Genomic DNA, 15,795 nt, shown 5'->3' with positions numbered 1-15,795 from the left:
GCGCTGCCGGTTCCCGTGCCCCGCATGGACATGATCCCGCGTGTATCCAGCACCGCGCTGGAACCGGCCGCGCTGCTGGAGGGCTTCCTGGCCCACCCTCCCCTGGGGTTCGATGCCAGCCGCCTGCCCAGCGGCCTGCCCAGTTTCCGTGCGCCATTGGATCTGACCACAACCCTGGACGATGCACTGCGCTCGCGCCTGCTGGGGCTGCCGCTGTCGCGCCTGTGGCGGCCGTGGCTGACCTGGCAGACGCGGTTCATCGGTGCCACCAGCACCGAGTACACACCGCTGCCGGCGCATGTGTCGGCGACAGCACTGGCCGACGACGTGCTGCGCCATGGCGTCGGTGACAGCCGGCTGCTGGTGGTCAAGGATCTGGCGATCGATTCGCCCTTGCTGGACGATGCCGCCAACGCACACAGCCACGCCTTCCTGCAGGCGCTGGAAGCACGCGGTTTCGTCCCGCTGGAAGGCATGCCGCTGGCATGGGTGGCGATCGATTTCGATTGCATCGACACCTATCTGGCACGCCTGTCCGCAACGCGTCGCAAGAACATCCGGCGCAAACTGCGCTCACGCAGCAACCTGCAGATCGACTGCATCGCCACCGGTGACCCTGCCCTTGCCGAACCGCGGCTGCAGGCCGAACTGTTTGCGCTGTACCTGCAGGTGTATGCACAGAGCGCCGTGCATTTCGACCGGCTCGACCTTCCCTTCTTCCAGCACCTGCTGGCAGACACGCAGGGTCAGGGACGTTTGTTCCTTTACCGCCACAACGGCGAGCTGATCGGCTGGAACCTGTGCTACGTGCACGCCGGCAAGCTGGTGGACAAGTACATCGGCCTGTCCTACCCGCAGTCGCGCGACCACAACCTGTACTCGGTCAGCTGGATGCACAACCTGGAATACGCGTTGCAGCACGGCCTCACCCACTACGTTGCCGGCTGGACCGATTCACGCATCAAGGCCGAACTGGGTGCCCGCTTCACCTCCACCGCACACGCGGTGCATGCGCGTTCGCCGCTGCTGCGCGCCGTCCTGCGCAGGCTGGCCCCGCACCTGCAGGCTGAACCGGATGGAGGAGGCTGACCGATGCACCTGCGTCCGCCGCTGATCCTCGACCTCGACGGAGGCGTCCTGCCACTGCCGCAGGCACGCACGCTTGCGCTGCAGCACTGGCATGACCCGCTGCGCTTTGCCTGCCGCAACGCCACGCTGTCACGCTTCGCCACTGAAGTTCTTCGGCCGCTGCCGGCACAGCTCGGCACGGTCATGCTCGGCAGCGGCGACTTCCACCATCTCAGCCTGCCGCTGCTGCAGCACCTGCACACGCGTGCCCCGTTCCAGCTGGTGGTGCTGGACAACCATCCGGACAACATGCGCTTTCCCTTCGGCATGCACTGCGGTTCCTGGGTCAATGCTGCGGCCGCATTGCCGCAGGTATCGCATGTGCATGTGCTGGGCATCACCTCCGCCGATATCGGCCTGGGCCACGCGTGGGAGAACCACTGGCGGCCGCTGCTGGGGCGGCGGCTGACCTACTGGTGCATGGATGTGGATGTGGGCTGGGCCAGCCGCATGGGCATGGCAGATGCCTTCCGCCGCTTCGACCATCCCGAGGCCCTGGTCGCCGCGTTCGCCGCCGAACAGGCGCAGGCCCCTCAGCCAACCTACCTGTCGATCGACAAGGACGTGTTCGCTGAAGATGTCGCGCGAAGCAACTGGGACCAGGGCCGCTTCCAGCTTGAACACGCGCTGATGGTGATCGAGGCCCTGCGCACCGGTGGAATGGTGGGCAGCGACATCACCGGCGAGGTGTCACTTGCCAACTACCAGAGCCGTTTCAAGCGTTGGTTGTCATCGCTGGATGGACAACCCGACGTCAGCGCCGATGATCTGCCGGCATGGCAGCAGCAGCACCAGCAGGTGAACCGCGAACTGCTGGCGGCGATGGCCGCCGTTCCGATGGCCTGCTGAGCGGGGGTAGTGCCGGCCGCTGGCCGGCAATGCCAACCAAGGTTGGCAACTACCGGACCCGGCCAGCGGCCGGCACTACACTGGACGTCTGCCCCCGGAGCCGCCGCCATGCCCCAGACCGTCATCCCGCAGCTGCGCATGCGCCATGCCGATACCAGCCTGCCCTTCTACGTGCAGGGCCTGGGCTTCCTCGTCGACTGGGAGCACCGCTTCGAACCCGGCTTCCCGCTGTTCGCCCAGCTCACCCGCGAAGGCCAGACGATCTTCCTGACCGAACACACCGGCGACTGCGAGGTGGGCGGTGCGGTGTATTTCATCGTCACCGACGTCGATGGCCTGCACCGCGCGTTCAGCGCTGCGGGAGTACCCATCGAGCAGCCGCCACACGATACCGACTGGGGAAGCCGCGAGATGTTGATCGTCGACCCGGACGGCAACCGCCTGCGCTTCGCCACCGACGCTGGCTGAATGCCACGCGCTTGAACGGAAATATACGCTTCGTATACGCTTCGTATATCCCCAATCGAGAACGCCCATGGGCATCGTCAACATCGATGACACCCTGCACGACCAGCTGCGCCGTGCCTGCACCGTCTCCAACCGCTCGATCAACGCCCAGGCCACGTTCTGGATCCGGGTCGGCATGCTGTGCGAGATGAACCCGACCCTGAGCTTCCAGGACGTCGTCGCCAGTGAACTGCGCGCCGCCGGTGTGCAGCCGCAGCTGCTTGCCCCCGCGCGGGCCTGAGCCGATGGCCATGATCAAGCGCCCCGACGAGATCGACCGCTTGGCCGAGTCCGGACGACTGCTGGCCCAGGTCTTCGCCATGCTCGACGCGCTGCCGCTGCAGGGCCGCAGCACGCTGGAGATCAACGACATCGTCGAGCGCATGATCGTCGACGAGCTGCAGGCACGGCCCGCCAGCAAGGGGCAGTACGGGTTCCCGTACGTGCTCAATGCCTCGATCGACAACGTCATCTGCCACGGCATGCCGTCGGCCGATGACGTGCTGCGCAATGGCCAGATCGTCAACCTCGACATCACGCTGGAGAAGAACGGCTACATTGCCGATTCCAGCACCACGTATGTTGTGGGTGATGCCGACTACGCCGCGCGCAAGCTGGTGCAGGTGACCTACCAGGCCATGTGGAAAGGCATCGCCGCCGTGCGGCCCGGCGCGCGCCTGGGCGATATCGGCCACGCCATCGCCCGCCACGCCCGCAGCCACGGCTACAGCGTGGTCAAGGAGTACTGCGGCCACGGTATCGGCCAGGAGATGCACGAGGAGCCGCAGATCCTGCATTACGGCCATGCCGGCACCGGCATGGAGCTGCAGGAAGGCATGGTGTTCACCATCGAGCCGATGCTCAACCAGGGCAAGCCTGCCATCCGCCAGCAGCCGGACGAATGGCCGGTGTATACCCGCGACGGCAAGCTGTCGGCGCAGTTCGAGCACACGGTGGCCGTGACCGGCAGCGGCGTGCGCGTGCTGACCCTGCGCCCCGGCGAAACCCCGTTGTGCGCGGTGGATGCGGCCTAGAGCGGGCGCAGCAGCAACAGCAGCGCAAGGCACAGCATGAAGACCGCCACGCCTGCATCCAGCAACCGCCATGCTGCCGCGTTGCGGAACACCGGCTGCAGCAACCGTGCGCCGAACCCCAGCCCGCAGAACCAGAGCACGCTGGCCACGCAGGCGCCCGCTGCGAACACCCAGCGCAGGTCAGCCGGGTAGCGCGTGGACAGGCTGCCCAGCAGCACCATCGTATCCAGGTAGACGTGCGGGTTGAGCAGGGTGAAGCCCAGGCAGGCCAGCAGCACCTGCCGCCGGCTGCCACCACTGGCATCGGCCGCGGCCAGCGCGCTGCCACCGCGCCACGCGCGCAGCCCGGCCTGCAGCCCATAGCACAGCAGGAAGGCGGCCCCGCCGAAGCGCAGCACCTGCAGCAGCAACGGCCACTGCAGCACCAGCGCCCCCATGCCGCCAACGCCGGCCAGGATCAGCGCGATGTCCGCGCCCATGCAGGCCAGCACCACCATGCCCACGTAGCGGCGCTGCAGCCCCTGGCGCAGCACGAAGGCGTTCTGCGCGCCGATGGCGATGATCAGGCCGGCACCTGAAAACAGGCCGGCCAAGGCCGCAGCAATCCACATCCGACGCTCTCCACCTTGAGAAGAGGCGCAGGGTGCGACCAACGGGCTCGTTAAGGCCAGCTGGTTTTTCTTTATCCTGTGCAGAAAAACTGAAGAGGCACCGAGTGGACCTGGTACATCCGCAGTTGAGCGCCTTCACCGCCGTGCTCGAAGAAGGCAGCTTCGAGGCCGCCGCACGCCGCCTGTCGATCAGCCCGTCGGCGTTGTCGCAACGGATCAAGGCGCTTGAAGACCGGCTGGGCCAGGTGCTGGTGGTGCGCCAGTCCCCGTGCCGGCCTACCGCTGCCGGCGAAGTGCTGCTGCGGCGGGTGCGGCCGATGCAGGCACTGCAGGCCGAAGCGCTTGCCGAACTGCTGCCGGAACGCGGCAGCGATGCCACCCGTACGCCGATTCCGCTGGCGGTCAACGATGATTCGCTGGACACCTGGTTCGTCGCCACCATCGCCGAGCTGCACCAGCGCCACGGCTACCTGTTCGACCTGCGCATGGACGACCAGGACCACACCCTGGAACTGCTGCGCACCGGCAGCGTGCTTGGCGCGGTCACCGCCGAACGCAGGCCGCTGAAGGGCTGCAACGTGCATCCGCTGGGCGCGATGCGCTACCGCGCCATCGCCTCACCGGCATTTGCGCGCCGCCACTTCAGCGCGGGCATGCAGGCCGAAGCATTGGCCTCGGCGCCGATGATCGTATTCAACCGCAAGGATGAACTGCAATGGCGTTTCCTGCGCAGGCTCACCCGCGCGCGAATCCAGCCGCCCGTACACTACCTGCCCTCCTCCACCGGCTTCGTCGATGCTGCCGCGCGTGGGCTGGGCTGGTGCCTGGCGCCGGAGGCCCTGGTCACGCCAGCGGCAGAGGCCGGGCAGATAGTGGTGCTGGAACCGCGTCGCTGGCTCGACGTACCCTTGTTCTGGCAGCATGCCGCCGTGCGTTCGAGCACCTTGCAGCACATCACCCACGCGCTGCGTACCGCCGCGGGCAATACCCTACGTTGAAAAGAGCATGATCCAGACCACCGCAGACCCCGGCTTCACGCGCGGACCACTACCGTTTGCCCACTTCTTCACTACAGGAACGGCATGCGCCTGAGCTGCCCACGGACAAGGATGCATCGCGCGCTCGGCGCTGCCGGCCTGGCCTTGCTGGCCAGCCTGCCGCTGGTTGCAGCGGCACAGACCAGCGCGCCTCCCGCACTGGAATGGGAACAGGCGCGGCAGCGTCTGGAACAGGTCTCCGACGCGCTGGCCGCTGCTGATGCCGGCGTGCGCAACAAGGAAGAACTGCACGAGGCCACCCGCCTGCTGCGCCTGCCGGAGATCACCGGCGAAGTGCGGCGCCTCCAGTTCCAGAAGACCCTGACCCTGCCGCTGGGCTCGCTGGCGCCGGTGGCCGAAGCCTTTGGCATCGACTCACCGCTGTCGTTCACCGAGCGCGACTGGCGCACACGGCCGGTGGTCACTGCGGTGCTGCCGCTGTACACCGGCGGCCTGATTCCGGCCGCGCAGCGTGCTGCCGGCGCGGCCAGCGAACAGGCCAGCGCCGAGCGCGAAGCGCAGCGGCAGTCGCTGACCGTGCAACTGGCCCAGGCCTACTTCGGTCAGCGCTTGGCCGAACAGGCAGTGGTCGTGCGCCGCGATGTGCGCGATGGCTTGAACCGCCACCTGTCCGATGCAGAGAAGCTGGAACGCGAAGGCTTCGCTACGCGTGCGCAGCGTTTGCAGGCCACCGTCGCCCGCGACAAGGCCGAGCGCGAGTACCAGAAGACGCTCAATGATCTGGCCACGCTGAAGGCTGCCCTGGCCACGCTGTTGCGCAGTGGCGGCGATGTGCAGCCGCTGTCGCCGCTGTTCGTGCAGCGCGCGCCGCTGGAACCGGTCGCCACCTTCGAGCGTACCGCGCAGGCACGGCAGCCGCAGATCGCCCGCCTGCGGGCGATCGTGGCGCAGGCCGAACAGGGCGTGCGCGTGCAGCAGGCCAAGCTGAAGCCAACGGTATTCCTGTTCGGCCAGTACGACTTCCGGCGCCGCGACGAAATGCTGACCGATCCGGACTGGGCGTTCGGCATCGGCCTGAAGTATACCTTCCTGTCGCCGAACTCACGGCCGGCACAGATCAGTGCAGCACGCGCGCAGCAGGAACAGGCCGAGGCCGGCCTGCGCGAGGCCGAGAACCAGGTCGCGCTGGGTGTGCGCAAGGCCTGGAACGAGCTGGAAACCGCACGCCAGCAGTTCGTGCTGCTGGACAGCAGCATCGCCCAGGCCGACGAGAACCTGCGCCTGCAGGAGCTGGCCTTCCGCGAAGGCCAGGCCACCTCGTTGGACGTGATCGACGCACGGCTCGGTCTTGGCGGTGCCCGCGTCGAACGTGCGCAGGCCGCCTACCAATACGATATCGCCTTGGCGCAACTGCTCGAGGTGAGTGGACAGATGGACCGCTTCGAAGACCATCGGCGGCGTGCAGACGAGGTAATTGATCATGAGTGATGTGTTGCACGACGAAGCAACGACGCCCCCGGGCAAGCGCCGGCTGGGGCCGGTTCTGCTGGTGGTGCTGCTGGTGGCGGTGGTGCTGGGCCTGTGGCTGGCCTGGCGCAGCCCCGCCGACCAGATCCAGGGCATGGCCGACGCCGACACCCTCAACGTGTCCGCCAAGATCACCGCGCGCGTGGCCGAACTGAAGGTCCGCGAGGGCGATCGCGTGCAGGCCGGGCAGGTGCTGTTCCTGCTCGACAGCCCCGAAGTGGCAGCCAAGGAACAGCAAGCGCACGGCGCACTGGCTGCGGCGCAGGCGGTGGCCGACAAGGCTGCCGAAGGCGCACGCAGCGAAGACATCCGCGCAGCCGAAGCCAACTGGAAGCGCGCCGAGGCCGGTGCGACCCTTGCCGATGCCACTTACCGGCGCGTGCAGAACCTGTTCAACGAAGGGGTGATGACCCGGCAGAAGCGCGATGAAGCGGCGGCCCAGGCCACCAGCTCGCGCGAACTGGCCCGCGCCGCCCGCGCCCAGTACGACATGGCGTTGACCGGCGCGCGTGAACAGGACAAGCGTGCCGCGCAGGGCCAGGTGCAGCAGGCCCAGGGCGCGGTGGCGGAAGTCAACGCCGCGCGCGTTGAAGTGGAAGGCCGCGCGCCGGTGGCCGGCGAGATCAACAAGCGCATGGCCGACCCGGGCGAACTGGTACCGGCCGGCTACCCGGTGTTCACCCTGGTCGACATCGACCGCATGTGGGTGTCGATGAACCTGCGCGAATCGCAGATGCAGGGCCTGAAGGTCGGCAGCAAGCTGCAGGGCAGCGTGCCGGCACTCGGCAAGGACGGTGAGTTCGAGGTCTACTTCATCAATCCTGCGGGCGACTACGCTACCTGGCGCACCACCCGCCAGTCATCGGGCTATGACGTGCGCAGCTTCGAAGTGCGGGTGCGCCCGGTACGCCGCATCGAGGGCTTCCGCCCCGGCATGAGCGTGCTGTTCGCATGGCCGCAGCACTGAACACCAGCCGCAGCAGCTTCGGCAGCTCATGGCAGCGCGAACTGCACCGGTTGCGCAGCAACCGCGCAGACCTTGCACTGGTCACCGTGCTGCCGCTGTTGATGCTGGTGGTGATGGCCTGGATGTTCTCCGCATCGGTGATGCGCGATGTGCCGATTGCCGTGGTCGACCTTGACCACAGCAGCGACAGCCGCCTGCTGCTGCGCATGCTCGACGCCAGCCCCGGCGTGCGCATCGCAAGCCAACCGGCCGATATGGAGGAGGCGCGCGCGCAGCTGCGCCGGCTGGAGGTGTTCGCGGTGGTGCTGGTGCCGCGCGATGTGACCCGCCAGGCGCTGCGCGGCCGGCAGGGCACGGTGTTTTCCTATTACAACGCCACGTACATGACCACCGGCCAGTCCGCCGCGCGGGATATCGGCGACGCGGTCTCTGCGTGGAACGCGCGGTTGCTGCGCGAACGCATCGGCCTGCAGGTCGGGCCGGGCAAGCTGCGTGCCGCGCCCATCGCGGTGCAGTCGGACATCCTGTTCAATCCGGCGCGCAGCTACGAGCTGTTCCTGCTGCCACTGATCTTCCCGGCGGTGCTGTCGCTGGTACTGGCGCTGGCCGTGGCCGGCAGCCTCGGCCGTGAGATCCGCGACGGCACCCTGCCCGCCTGGCTGGGCCATGCACCGTGGTCGGCCATTGCCGGCAAGGTGCTGCCCTACGTGCTGCTGTTCTCGTTGTACGGCGCGCTGGGCGCGGCCTACCTGGCCTGGCTGCGTGGCGACGGCATCGCTGGCAGCGTGCTTCTGCTGCTGCTCGCACAGCCGCTGTTCTACCTGGCCACCGCGGCCTATGCCCTGTTCTTCGTCGGCGTCACCCGTGACATGGGCACGGCCCTGTCCGCCGTGGGCCTGAGCATCGGCACCGCGCTGGCGTTCTCCAGCGCCACGTTCCCGGTGATCGACGCGCCGTTGTTCACCCGCGTCTGGCATTTGCTGCTGCCGCTCAGCGCCTACATAAAGCTGCAGACCCAGCAGCAGTTCATCGGCTCGCCACTAGCGGTGTCGCTGTGGCCGCTGGCCACGCTGCTGCTGATGATCGCGCTTGCTGGCGGCATCGGCGGCTGGCGCCTGCTGGCGTTCGCGCGCACGCCGCAGGCCGCCCAACCCGCCGGGGCAGGCGCATGAGCCGGATCTGGCACAGCCTGCGACAGACCCTGCTGGCCGTGCTCTGCGACCGCTACGCGATCGTGGTGATGGTCGGCGCGGTGATCCTGTACTCGTTCTTCTACCCCGCCGCCTATCGCCACCAGGTGGCCGGCAACCTGCCCGTGCTGGTGGTCGATGAAGACCACAGCGCGACCAGCCGCGAGCTGCTGCGCAAGCTCGATTCGCTGCGCGTGGCCCATGTGGTCGGGCAACCGGCCGACCTGCAGGAAGCGCGCGCACAGCTGGAAGCGGGCCAGGCCGAAGGCATCGTACTTATCCCGGCCAATCTGGAACGCGACATCCTGCGCGGGCATCCGGCCAAACTGGTGCTGCTCGGCAACGGCGCCTACCTCGGCCGCGCCAGCTGGGTGCTGGGCAGCGTGGCCGATGCGCTGGGTGCGTTCGGCCGTGAGGCGGCGGTTACCCAGGCAGCATTCATGGGCGCGCCACAGGCACCACCGGTCACCCTCGTGCAGCGGCCCTTGTTCAACACGCAGGAAGGCTATGGCAGCGCGATCGTGCCCGGCGTGGCCGAACTGATCGTGCACCAGACGCTGCTGATGGGCATCGGCGTGCTGCTCGGTGGCCGCCGGCTGGTGCTGGGCCGGCGCCTGCAGTTCGACCTGCCCACCCTGACCGGCATGGCCCTCGGCTTCGGCCTGATCGGGCTGTTCGGGCTGTTCTGGTACGCCGGCTTCACCGCCTGGGTGCAGGACTATCCGCGTGGCGGCAACCCGCTCGGCCAGCTGCTCGGCGGCACCCTGTTCATCGCTGCCACGGTGGCGTTCGGCCTGTTCGTCGGCAGCTTCTTCCGCACGCGCGAACGCGCCTTCCAGTACATCATCGCCACCTCGATCCCGCTGTTCTTCCTGGCCAGCCTGTCGTGGCCGGCGGTGATGACCCCGCGCCCGCTGGTGTGGCTGGCGCAGCTGCTGCCGACCACCTCCGGCATCAACCTGATGGTGCGCCTGAACCAGATGGACGCCAGCCTGGCCGAGGTCAGCCGCGAACTGATCACCCTGGCCGCGCTGCTGGTGCTGTACGGCGCCCTCGCCCTCTGGCGCCTGCGCAACCAAAAGGGGACGGAGGGGATTAAGTCGTAACCGGCACGGAGAGGGGGAGAGCGACTCAATCCCCTCCGTCCCCTTTTACGGCTCCGGTGCGTACCAGAACGGAATGCTGTATTCGCGCCGACGGCTGGGGCCGCGTTCGCCGCCGTCCGCGTTCCAGACCAGTCGCAGGTCATGCCGGCCCGGCTTCAGGTCCGCCATCGGCAGATAGCCCACCAGCCCGCGCATGTCCAGGTCGCGGCGTTCCATCGGCACGAAATCGTGCAGGTCGACCTTGGCGCCATCGAGCTGCACCGTCCACAGCGTGGCCATGCAGTTGACCGCTCCTGTCGCGGCCAGTGCGCCCTTCGCTTCATTGCGGGCACCACCGGCGCAGCGCTGTCGCGCCACCGGGTTGTCACGCTGCGGGCGATGGGGAATGAACAGGCGCAACCGTGATGCACTGATGGTATCGGCCGGAATCATCGGATAAGGCAGCAACTGGTCGTGCGCCGAGCGCAGCGATTCGTAGTGCGCGCCCAGCATGCCGTGGTTCACTGCCTCCTCGGTCAGCACGCTGTAGCGGTTGAACAGCGAGAACGTCATCGAGCCATAGACCTGCAGGGCGGCGAGCACCATCGCCAGCATCACCGCCGAAATATAGATCACCGTGAACGAGCGCCCGCGCAGGTTGCTCTGCAGAGTCCACTGCATGGTCTGCAGCAGGCGCAGCATCGGTACCCGCTGCAGGCCAGCCAGTACCGACTGCAGTCGCTTCTCCTGCCGTGCCGTGTCCAGGCCCCGCGTGCGACGTCGCGCGATCGACTTTTCCAGCAGCATCGGCACCATCGCCAGGCCGAGCAGGCAGAGCATCAACACCGCAACGATTCCCAGCGTGATGCGATCCACATCGCCGAAGGCGGCGCCGATGGCCATCGCCACGCCAAGCGAGACAATGGCTACCACCAGCGTGCCGGCCAGGGTCTGCACGCACAACAGCGTGGTCGAGAACAGCATGGTGGCAAGCCGGTCCGCGCGTTCAATGGTGCCGTCGAGGCCGCCGTCGCGCTGCTGCAGGAACGCGCGTGAGAACGGCCCCAGCATCGTCAACCGATCCCAGTCGATACCGTTGGGGAAGTGCGATTTCAGGCCGATCAGGCCGATCCAGTAGCCGCGCACGGCCAAGTGGATGATCAAGGCCACCGCCAGCACGTAGCACATGCCGACGCCGATGCTGAAGGCGAACCACAGCGCCTGGAAATAGACACCTTCGGTATGCAGGCTGCTGCGCGCCCACGCATCGAACAGGTAGCCCGGCACGGCGAGCAGTGCGAAGGCGAGCAGGCCGGAAATGAACAGCTCCAGCTCGTCGGTGCGGTCACGCACGCGGGAGTAGCTGGCTGTCGTGCGAGGCATTGCATCCGCAACATCGGACGGTACCCGACGGTCTACAGCGCTCGACTCGTTCACTGGCGATTCATCCCTGGAGGTCGGCGCAGTATAGGCATGCGCGCTGCCCCACGGAACGGGTCCGGAGACGGAGAACGCCGGCACGGGGCCGGCGTTCGGGGTACAGCAGTGTGGAAGGGGGTTATCGCATGGGGATCAGCGATAGACGCGCTCACAACGGCGCTCGACCACGCGGTCGCCGGTCTTCTGCTGATGGTTGCCCTGGATCTGCCGCCCAGCTGCACCGCCCGCCACGGCACCGGCGACGGTCGCCAGCTTCTTGCCGTTGCCGCCGCCTACCTGGTTGCCCAGCAGGCCGCCGACCACGGCGCCGGTGGCGGTACCGGTGATGCGGTTGGGATCGCGGGAATTGCGCTGCACTTCCACGTTCTTGCAGACCACGCGGCTGCCATCGTTGAACTTGCGCCCTTCATCACGCGGGCCGTAATTCTGTGCGCCAGCAACGGACGAGGCCGCCAGCAGGGTGCCCAGCACCATCAATCGGGTCGAGGTCTTCATGGCCATCTCCTGTGCTCCGGTATGGCGCAAGTGTCTGCCTGCACGTGGCAACTGCAGGTGAAATCCACGTCTCCAGGCCCTCAGCGGCCATCATCGGTTCAGGAAAAGAACATGCGCCCATCGCGACCCGCCTCACGATGGGCGCCGTCTCCCACCCGGTTTAGAACTCTTCCCACCCACCCGTGTTGGCAGCGAGCGACGGGGCATTTCGCGGCGGCAGGCCGGTCGCGCGACGCACCGGCGGCACGCTTGCAGCGACCGCTGCCAACATCGGACGGACCGCTGCCGCCGCGACCGAAGCGCCGGTGCGGAACACCGACACCGCCTCGGCCAGCAGGTTGGCCTGCTCCTCCATCGAACGTGCTGCCGCGCTGGCCTCTTCCACCAGCGCAGCGTTCTGCTGGGTGGCCTCGTCCATCTGCATCACCGTCTGGTTGACCTGCTCGATGCCGGAACTCTGCTCCTGCGAGGCTGCAGAGATCTCCGCCATGATGTCGGTCACCCGCTGCACCGAGGCGACAATCTCGCCCATCGTCGTGCCGGCCTGACGCACCAGCGCCGAGCCGTCAGACACCTTGCCCACCGACTCCTCGATCAGGCCCTTGATCTCCTTGGCCGCCCCCGCCGAGCGCTGTGCCAAGGTGCGCACCTCGCTGGCCACCACCGCAAAGCCCCTGCCCTGCTCACCCGCACGCGCGGCTTCCACGGCGGCATTGAGCGCCAGGATGTTGGTCTGGAAAGCGATGCCATCGATCACGCTGATGATCTCGGCGATCTTCTTCGACGACGCTTCGATGGCGCTCATGGTGATCACCACCTGGCCGACCACCTCGCCGCCCTGCGAGGCCACCCCATGTGCACCGATCGCCAGCTGGTTGGCCTGGCGCGCGTGTTCGGCGTTCTGCTTCACCGTGGAGGTCAGCTCCTCCATCGACGCTGCCGTTTCTTCCAGGTTGGCCGCCTGCTGCTCGGTACGCCGCGACAGATCGGTATTGCCGGAGGCAATCTCCCCCGCCGCCAGATTGATGCTGGACGCACTGGCCTGGATACGGCCGACGATCTGGGTCAGCTGCTCGACGGTGGTGTTGCAGTCGTCGCGCATGCGGGCGAACACGCCGTGGAAGTCGCCCTGCATGCGTACGGTCAGATCGCCGCGCGAGATCGCCTGCAGCAGGCTCGACACCTGCACCAGGTTCTCGTCGGTGGTCTGCATCAACCGGTTCAGCCCGGTCACCATCTCGCCGAAATCATGCTCGAAGCGTGCTTCGTCACCGCGCAGGCTGAAGTCGCCGGCAGCAGCGGCTGTGGCCAGCCGGCGGATCTCGCCGTTGATGGCCGACAGACTCGACTTGGTCTCGTCCATCGCCTGGGTCATCGCCGCCTTCTCACCGGGCAGGCGATCCATGTCCACCGACAGGTCGCCGCGCGCGTAGTGCTTCATCACCTCGATCAGGCGGTTCTGCACCTGCACGTGCGAGCCCACCAATGCATTGGTGTCATGCACCATGCGCCCGTAGTCGCCGGGGAAGGCGCTCTCGTCCATGCGGTAGCTCAAGCTGCCATCATCATGCTGCCGCGCCATCTCGCCCTGCGCGGCCATCACCGCCTGCAGCTGCCCCTGCATGCGCTGCATGGACTTCAGCAACTGGGTCACCTCGTCGTTGCCCGAAGCATCGATGACGTTGTCCAGACGACCGTTGGCGATGCCATCAGCCAACTTCACCGCGCCCGCCAAGGGGCGGGTCAGGCTGCGGGTGATCGCCCACGCGGCCAGTGCGCCGAGAATCAGGCTGAGCACACCAAAGGCAATGGACAGGGTTTCCGTCCATGCTTCCGTGGCGCGGTATTGCTCACGGCCGCGTTCGGTCAGGGTTTCCTGGTGCCGCAGCAGGCTGGAGATTGCTCCATTCCAGGCCGCGGCCAGCCCCTGCTCGGCCAGAAGTTCGGTAGCTGCACCGTCGTAGTCGCCTGCCTTCATCCGCTCGTGCAGTTGCTGAGTGGAGACGTCGGTGGCCTTGCGTGCCGCCGCGATCTGCGCCACCAGCGTATCGCCGGTGGCATCGCGGGGAATCTTGACGTACTTGTCCCAGATGCCGTCGTAGGTACGGCTCAGTTCCTGCGCCCGCTGGTAGTCCTTGTCGAACTCCTCGCCTCGCTTGATCACCATCAGGCGACGATGCATCAGCACCGCGTTATTGGTATCGAGCATGTCGTTCAACAACCGCATCTTGACCATGTTCACGCCCACCACTTTCTCGAACTGGGCGGACTTCAGATGGTTTCCGTACAGCACCAGGCCGACGATGGCCAGGATGAACAGCAACAGCAGACCGAAGCCGGCCGAAAGCCGGGATCCCACACGGAGGTTGCGTAAGGCGAGCATCTCAATTCCCTTGATCGTGGCCCTATATCGGTGGCGGCACGACCCTCGGGAAACTTTAAACACATTTATTGAAACAACGCCTCATCAACATAAATGCGTTCAAGCGGGGATTCTTTCCTTGCTGCCTGCTTATCCCCCTGCAGCGCTGCATCGTCCGGCCTTCAGCAAAGGCGGGTTGGGAACGTATCACCCCGATGAATAAGTCGCGCGCTCTTTGGCAGCCCAACGCTATAGTCGGCGCATGACCGTATTCCTGCAGATCGAAGGCACCGCCATCGTTGATATCCCCAGTTTCCATGCGGAAATCAACCGGGTATTCATGGCCGGCGAAGATTGGCAGCTCGGCCCCAGCCTCGATGCACTGGACGATCTGCTGTACGGCGGTTATGGCGCGCTGGCCGGGCACGAAACCGCTACGCTGGTCTGGCGCGACATCGACCGCAGCCGCGAGGCACTGGGAGTGGATGCAACGCGGGCGTGGCTGGAAGACAAGCTGCGGCAGCCGGGTACGTTCAATGCCGGAACCATCGGCCGCCAGCTGGACGCCCTGCAACGTGGCGAGGGGCAGACCTACTTCGACATCGTGATGGAGATCTTCGCCAGCCACCCGACCATCACCCTGGTACAGGCCTGAGGCTGCCACGCCTGCTGCCGACGCCCATCAAGGAACGTGGCAACAGGTACCACATGCACAGCAGGAGCTTGCACCACAGCACTTGAGCGACTGTCCGCTGCCATCCTGGCACTTCGCGGCACAACATCCCTTATCGCGAGCGGTTGCCATCGGCGAGGCAATGGCACAGGCAGTCGCCCTGCCATCTCCTTCCGAGGGCGACGCTTCCACCGAATAGTCCAGCACCTGGACGTCGACCTGTGCCCCGCCCAGCCCACGCTTGCGGACACCCAGCGGCCGCCCCTCCAGTGCCGCCGCCTGCACCATCGCCGGAGAGATCGTCAATGCGGCCTCCTGCAGCGGCGTCCCGTCCTGCCACAGGCTCCATTGCAGGTCTGCGCCTGCTTCGCCGGCGACGGCCACCGCTTCGGCAATGTCGACCACCAGGCTGTAGCGTTGCCCATGCCTGCCCTCCAGCGCGACGGTCGCCGTGCGCCCTTGCCGCACGCTCAGCCGGGGCGAGAACGCGGGAACCCCGTCGTGCAGCACCCGCAACGCAAGGTGGTGCAGGTCGTTCGACGGCACCGCCTCTGCCGACGGGGAACGACCCGCAGTGCAGGCCAGAAATATCGCAAGCAACACCCGACGGAACATGCATGACTCCGATTGACCGCCCGATTGCGGCGATCCACCCTCCGCCGGACGTCCCGGCAAAAGCTGTGACCCGCAACACGGATTCACCCAGCACCAGCAGGCCGGCGCCGGCAACGACCGTTTCACTCGCAATTGCCCATCACCCGAGCCTCCCGCACGACCATTGAATGCCGCACGCGCCACCGCAGCTGTTCGCCTGCGACACGCGCCCACGCCCCGGCAAAAGCGTCCCCCTGCCCCGACCAGTTACCATGGACAACCCTGTACCCGCTCCGCCCCGCTGCCCTCCGGCGCGAGCGGACGCCCCTGATCCA

General features: G+C 66.9%; 16 protein-coding genes. 11 read left to right on the top strand and 5 right to left on the bottom strand.

Features of this window, described 5'->3' with window-relative positions; genetic code table 11:
* The first annotated feature begins 24 nt into the window (after positions 1-24).
* The 5 genes from LMF57_RS06025 to map all read left to right on the top strand — a co-directional run bounded on the left by LMF57_RS06025 (position 25) and on the right by map (position 3,518).
* Entirely contained in the window at positions 25-1,089 is a 1,065-nt protein-coding gene (locus LMF57_RS06025) for a GNAT family N-acetyltransferase (RefSeq protein ID WP_229291088.1), read from the top strand.
* A 3-nt stretch (positions 1,090-1,092) separates the two neighbouring features.
* The gene (locus LMF57_RS06020; protein ID WP_229291087.1) at positions 1,093-1,977 is read left to right on the top strand and encodes an arginase family protein; all 885 of its coding nucleotides are present in this window, start codon (positions 1,093-1,095) and stop codon (positions 1,975-1,977) included.
* Positions 1,978-2,085: 108 nt separating this feature from the next.
* Positions 2,086-2,445: a VOC family protein gene (locus LMF57_RS06015; RefSeq protein WP_033830670.1), complete on the top strand. Its 360-nt coding sequence runs from the start codon at positions 2,086-2,088 to the stop codon at positions 2,443-2,445.
* Positions 2,446-2,512: 67 nt separating this feature from the next.
* Positions 2,513-2,725 carry a ParD-like family protein gene (locus LMF57_RS06010; protein ID WP_208081983.1) on the top strand — a complete coding sequence of 71 codons (213 nt, stop codon included), beginning with the start codon at positions 2,513-2,515 and terminating at the stop codon, positions 2,723-2,725.
* A gap of 10 nt (positions 2,726-2,735) precedes the next feature.
* Positions 2,736-3,518 carry a type I methionyl aminopeptidase gene (map, locus tag LMF57_RS06005; RefSeq protein WP_025873789.1) on the top strand — a complete coding sequence of 261 codons (783 nt, stop codon included), beginning with the start codon at positions 2,736-2,738 and terminating at the stop codon, positions 3,516-3,518.
* On the opposite strand, the gene LMF57_RS06000 is transcribed toward map, so the two are convergent.
* Positions 3,515-4,129 (bottom strand): LysE/ArgO family amino acid transporter, encoded by a 615-nt coding sequence (locus LMF57_RS06000; protein ID WP_229291086.1) that lies wholly within the window; start codon positions 4,127-4,129, stop codon positions 3,515-3,517. The genes map and LMF57_RS06000 overlap by 4 nt on opposite strands.
* A gap of 104 nt (positions 4,130-4,233) precedes the next feature.
* On the opposite strand from LMF57_RS06000, the gene LMF57_RS05995 reads away from it, so the two are divergent.
* From LMF57_RS05995 to LMF57_RS05975, 5 genes are all read left to right on the top strand, one after another.
* Positions 4,234-5,127 carry a LysR family transcriptional regulator ArgP gene (locus tag LMF57_RS05995; RefSeq protein ID WP_229291085.1) on the top strand — a complete coding sequence of 298 codons (894 nt, stop codon included), beginning with the start codon at positions 4,234-4,236 and terminating at the stop codon, positions 5,125-5,127.
* A gap of 84 nt (positions 5,128-5,211) precedes the next feature.
* Positions 5,212-6,615, top strand: coding sequence for a TolC family protein (locus LMF57_RS05990; protein WP_229291084.1), 1,404 nt, complete (start codon positions 5,212-5,214; stop codon positions 6,613-6,615).
* Complete coding sequence (locus LMF57_RS05985) at positions 6,608-7,621, top strand: efflux RND transporter periplasmic adaptor subunit (RefSeq protein ID WP_229291083.1); 1,014 nt, start codon at positions 6,608-6,610, stop codon at positions 7,619-7,621. The genes LMF57_RS05990 and LMF57_RS05985 overlap by 8 nt, the downstream gene beginning before the upstream one ends.
* Positions 7,606-8,793 carry an ABC transporter permease gene (locus LMF57_RS05980; protein WP_229291082.1) on the top strand — a complete coding sequence of 396 codons (1,188 nt, stop codon included), beginning with the start codon at positions 7,606-7,608 and terminating at the stop codon, positions 8,791-8,793. The genes LMF57_RS05985 and LMF57_RS05980 overlap by 16 nt, the downstream gene beginning before the upstream one ends.
* A complete protein-coding gene (locus LMF57_RS05975) occupies positions 8,790-9,917 on the top strand; it encodes an ABC transporter permease (RefSeq protein WP_229291081.1) in 1,128 nt (375 codons plus the stop codon). Before LMF57_RS05980 ends, LMF57_RS05975 begins: the two co-directional genes overlap by 4 nt.
* 45 nt (positions 9,918-9,962) lie before the next feature.
* Here the strand turns inward: LMF57_RS05975 and LMF57_RS05970 are convergent, their stop codons facing one another.
* From LMF57_RS05970 to LMF57_RS05960, 3 genes are all read right to left on the bottom strand, one after another.
* The gene (locus tag LMF57_RS05970) at positions 9,963-11,279 is read right to left on the bottom strand and encodes a hypothetical protein (protein ID WP_208081977.1); all 1,317 of its coding nucleotides are present in this window, start codon (positions 11,277-11,279) and stop codon (positions 9,963-9,965) included.
* A gap of 189 nt (positions 11,280-11,468) precedes the next feature.
* Positions 11,469-11,837: a glycine zipper 2TM domain-containing protein gene (locus tag LMF57_RS05965; RefSeq protein ID WP_208081976.1), complete on the bottom strand. Its 369-nt coding sequence runs from the start codon at positions 11,835-11,837 to the stop codon at positions 11,469-11,471.
* A 154-nt stretch (positions 11,838-11,991) separates the two neighbouring features.
* Positions 11,992-14,214: a methyl-accepting chemotaxis protein gene (locus tag LMF57_RS05960; RefSeq protein ID WP_229291080.1), complete on the bottom strand. Its 2,223-nt coding sequence runs from the start codon at positions 14,212-14,214 to the stop codon at positions 11,992-11,994.
* A gap of 241 nt (positions 14,215-14,455) precedes the next feature.
* On the opposite strand from LMF57_RS05960, the gene LMF57_RS05955 reads away from it, so the two are divergent.
* A complete protein-coding gene (locus tag LMF57_RS05955; RefSeq protein ID WP_229291079.1) occupies positions 14,456-14,848 on the top strand; it encodes a barstar family protein in 393 nt (130 codons plus the stop codon).
* Between the two features lie 27 nt (positions 14,849-14,875).
* Here the strand turns inward: LMF57_RS05955 and LMF57_RS05950 are convergent, their stop codons facing one another.
* Positions 14,876-15,481: a hypothetical protein gene (locus LMF57_RS05950; protein ID WP_229291078.1), complete on the bottom strand. Its 606-nt coding sequence runs from the start codon at positions 15,479-15,481 to the stop codon at positions 14,876-14,878.
* Between the last annotated feature and the right edge of the window lie 314 nt (positions 15,482-15,795).

This window comes from Stenotrophomonas sp. SI-NJAU-1 (genome assembly GCF_020883215.1).
Lineage (GTDB): Bacteria > Pseudomonadota > Gammaproteobacteria > Xanthomonadales > Xanthomonadaceae > Stenotrophomonas > Stenotrophomonas indicatrix.
The sequence above is the reverse complement of the archived record's forward strand: the minus strand, read 5'-3'. Positions and strand labels throughout refer to the sequence as shown.